The organism is Micromonospora sp. (assembly GCF_048594385.1).
GTDB lineage: Bacteria > Actinomycetota > Actinomycetes > Mycobacteriales > Micromonosporaceae > Micromonospora > Micromonospora wenchangensis.
This window is the reverse complement of sequence record NZ_JBMDWU010000163.1, coordinates 1-3,328: the sequence shown is the minus strand read 5'-3', so window position 1 is coordinate 3,328 and position 3,328 is coordinate 1. Positions and strand designations below refer to the sequence as shown.

Sequence of the window (3,328 nt, the reverse complement as noted above, 5' to 3'; positions counted from 1 at the left end):
GGTCCGGCTTCCGGCTGTCCGGCCCCGGGCTGTCCCGCCGCGCCGGGTTGCCCGGGCCCGGGCTGGCCCGCCCAGGGGGGGCCCGGCGCGGCCGGCGTGCCGGGCCCGGCCGACGGGTGCTGGCCGGAGGCCGGGGTGGCTCCGGCGGGGGAGGTCGGGGCGGGCGGCTCGGCGGCGGGCTCCGGCTCGGGCGGGGGCGGGCCGTCGGGTGGGGTGGCGTCGACCGGGATCGGGGCACCGATCCAGCCCTCGCCGTCCCACCACCGTCGGGTGGTCGGCTCGGCCGGGTCGACGTACCAACCTGGTTGCACGCTCACGGTCTCGCCCTGCGCTGTCCGGTGCGGTCGCTCTGCTGGCTCACCCGGCAACCTTAACGACGATGGTGCCGGCGAACTTGTCGTGGAGGCACTGCTGCCACGGCTTGTCCCAGAGCTGCCACAGCCCGTCGAGGTAGCTGAAGAAGGGAATGATCGCCCCGCCGATCTGGTAGGCGGCCCACCGCTTGGCCGCGGCCGTACGGGTCAGCGTGGCGGCCGGGTCGAGCGGCACCACCTGGATCTTCATCACCCGCTTGCCGATGGTCTGCCCGGTCTTGAACATCATCTCGACCTGGTAGACGTAGCTCATGGCGAACGCCACCACGAAGATCACGCCCTGCAACACCAGCATCGGAATCAGGAAGTTGGTGAACGGGTCGGAGGTGGGCGTGCCGTCTGCCGTGGTGGTCAGGTCGGGCAGGACCATCTGGAAGAAGACGATGAAGGCCGGCACGATGAAGACCATGCTGGCCGCGGCGAGCACCGCCCCGTCGATGAGCAGGGCGAGCAGCCGGTCACCGAAGCTGGCCAGCGGCAGCCCACGCGGCGACATCCCGGGGAAACCGGGCGGCGGCATGCCGGGTGCCGGCGGTGGGTACCCGGGCATCCCGGCGTACGGGCCGGGTCGCGGGTAGCCGCCGGGCGGCGCGGCGTAGGGGCCGGGTTGCGGCGGCACGGCGTACCCCTGCGGGTGTGGGCCGGCGGGCGGGGCGAAGCCGCCGGCGGCGGGCCCAGGCCCACCGGCCGGCGGTGTCGGGTAGCTCGGAGGTTGCGTCACGCGAGACAGTGTTACAAATTGCCGCGCGCTTCCTGCTCACGCTCGATGGCTTCGAACAGCGCCTTGAAGTTGCCCTTGCCGAAACCGAGCGAGCCGTGCCGCTCGATCAGCTCGAAGAAGACCGTCGGCCGGTCCTGCACCGGCTTGGTGAAGATCTGGAGCAGGTAGCCGTCCTCGTCCCGGTCGACCAGGATCTTGCGGGACTTCAGCTCCTCGATCGGCACCCGTACGTTGCCGATCCGGGCCCGCAGCTCGGGGTCGTCGTAGTACGAGTCCGGGGTGTCGAGGAACTCGACGCCGGCCGCCCGCATCGCGTCGACGCTGGCCAGGATGTCGTTGGTGGCGACCGCGATGTGCTGCGCGCCGGGGCCCTGGTAGAACTCCAGGTACTCGTCGATCTGCGACTTCTTGCGGGCCACCGCCGGCTCGTTGAGCGGGAACTTGACCTTCCGGGTGCCGCTGGCGACGACCTTGCTCATCAGCGCCGAGTAGTCGGTGGCGATGTCGTCGCCGATGAACTCCGCCATGTTGGAGAAGCCCATCACCCGCTTGTAGAACTCCACCCACTCGTCCATCCGGCCCAGCTCCACGTTGCCGACCACGTGGTCGACGGCCTGGAAGAAGCGCTTCGGCTGGAGGCCGGCGGCGATCATCGGCTGCCGGTCGACGATCGGGCCCCGGGCCACGAAGCCGGGCAGGAACGGACCGGTGTAGCGGGACCTGTCGACCAGACTGTGCCGGGTGTCGCCGTACGCGGCGATGGCGGCCAGCCGGACGGTGCCGTACGCGTCGGTCACGTCGTGCGGCTCGATGAGGCCGGTAGCGCCCTGGGCCAGCGCGTGCGCGTACGCGGCGTCGACGTCCGGCACCTCAAGCGCGATGTCGTCGACCCCGTCGGAGTGCTTCGCGACGTGGTCGGCGCCGGCCGCGTCGGGGCGGACCGCGCCGGTCAGCACGAACCGGGCCGAGCCGCTGGTCAGCACGTACTCGGCGTGGTCGCGGTAACCCTGCTCCGGCCCCCGGTAGGCCACGCAGGTCATGCCGAACGCGGTGGAGTAGTAGTGCGCGGCCTGCTTGGCGTTGCCGACCAGGAAGTGCACGTGGTCGAGGCCCTTGACCGGGAACGGGTCACGGGTGATGTCGTGGTCGACTGCGCCGACGAGCGTGTCGACGTCGATGTCCTCGGTCGACTGGGGTCGGTCGATCGCCTGGGTCACGGTGGCCTCCCTCGGTTGCGGCCGGCGTCGTGGGCCGGTGGTCCGTCAGCTCTTGCAGGCAGCATCGCGGTGGGCCCGTCCACTGGGCAACACTCACGTTTTCCCCTGGTCAGGTTGCGCAATCGGTAGGGTGTGCAGCCATGAACGCTGGACAGGGTGTACAGCTCGACGAGTTGGACGGCAGGCTGGTCCAACTCCTCGCCGACGAACCCCGGATCGGGGTGCTGGAATGCTCCCGCCGGCTCGGGGTGGCCCGGGGCACCGTGCAGGCCCGGCTGGACAAGCTGGTCGACCGGGGGGTGATCGGCGGGTTCGGGCCGGAGATCCGCCCGGCGGCGATCGGGTTCGCGGTGACCAGCTTCGTCACCCTGGAGATCAGCCAGCGGCACGGCCACGACACGGTCACCGCGCATCTGGCGGCGATCCCCGAGGTGTTGGAGGCGCACACCATCACCGGGGCGAGCGACCTGCTCTGCCGGATCGTGGCCCGCTCCAACACCGACCTGCAACGGGTGATCGACCAGATCGTCTCGTCCGACGCGATCCGCCGGGCCTCCACGATCATCGCGCTCGCCGAGCAGATCCCGTACCGCACGCTGCCGTTGCTGCGGTCGGCCGCCGGGTCGTGATCAACGCAATTGGGCTGATATAGCGGCATCCGAAGGCTCTGTTGGCGCTATATCGGCGATGTCGCGGCGCGTCCGATCTGCCCGACGGGTAGGCCGCCCGCCAGGGAGAAAGGAGGGCGACACTCCGGCGCGGGGGCGGGGCGGGGAGGTGATCGTCGCTACGGTGTCCGGTGTGAAGGGCCTTGGCGGGGTGCGGGGAGGGCTGCTGCTCGGGCTCGTCATCGTGATCGCGCTCGCCGTCACCGGCGTGTGGAACCCCTTCCCCGGGGTGTGGGACTGGGTCGACCGCAGCGAGCCGATCTCCGAACCGGACGTGCTGTGGCAGCAGCGGGTCGGCGGCACCCCGAAGAGCGTCACCATCGTCGGCGACACCGTCGTGGTCGAGCA

The 3,328-nt window shown here is 70.9% G+C and carries 4 protein-coding genes and 1 pseudogene; 2 read left to right on the top strand and 3 right to left on the bottom strand.

The window, feature by feature from the left end; all coding sequences use genetic code 11:
• The 3 genes from ACOJTC_RS08615 to hppD all read right to left on the bottom strand — a co-directional run.
• The coding region (locus ACOJTC_RS08615; protein ID WP_420116435.1) for a DUF2510 domain-containing protein at positions 1 to 317 on the bottom strand (317 nt) is incomplete at its 3' end.
• Positions 318 to 357: 40 nt separating this feature from the next.
• Positions 358 to 1,095 carry an RDD family protein gene (locus ACOJTC_RS08610; protein WP_420116434.1) on the bottom strand — a complete coding sequence of 246 codons (738 nt, stop codon included), beginning with the start codon at positions 1,093 to 1,095 and terminating at the stop codon, positions 358 to 360.
• Between the two features lie 11 nt (positions 1,096 to 1,106).
• Positions 1,107 to 2,312, bottom strand: coding sequence for a 4-hydroxyphenylpyruvate dioxygenase (hppD, locus tag ACOJTC_RS08605; RefSeq protein WP_420116433.1), 1,206 nt, complete (start codon positions 2,310 to 2,312; stop codon positions 1,107 to 1,109).
• A gap of 140 nt (positions 2,313 to 2,452) precedes the next feature.
• On the opposite strand from hppD, the gene ACOJTC_RS08600 reads away from it, so the two are divergent.
• A complete protein-coding gene (locus tag ACOJTC_RS08600; RefSeq protein WP_357925920.1) occupies positions 2,453 to 2,941 on the top strand; it encodes an Lrp/AsnC family transcriptional regulator in 489 nt (162 codons plus the stop codon).
• Positions 2,942 to 3,104: 163 nt separating this feature from the next.
• Positions 3,105 to 3,328, top strand: a pseudogene (locus ACOJTC_RS08595) (hypothetical protein); the annotation flags it as partial.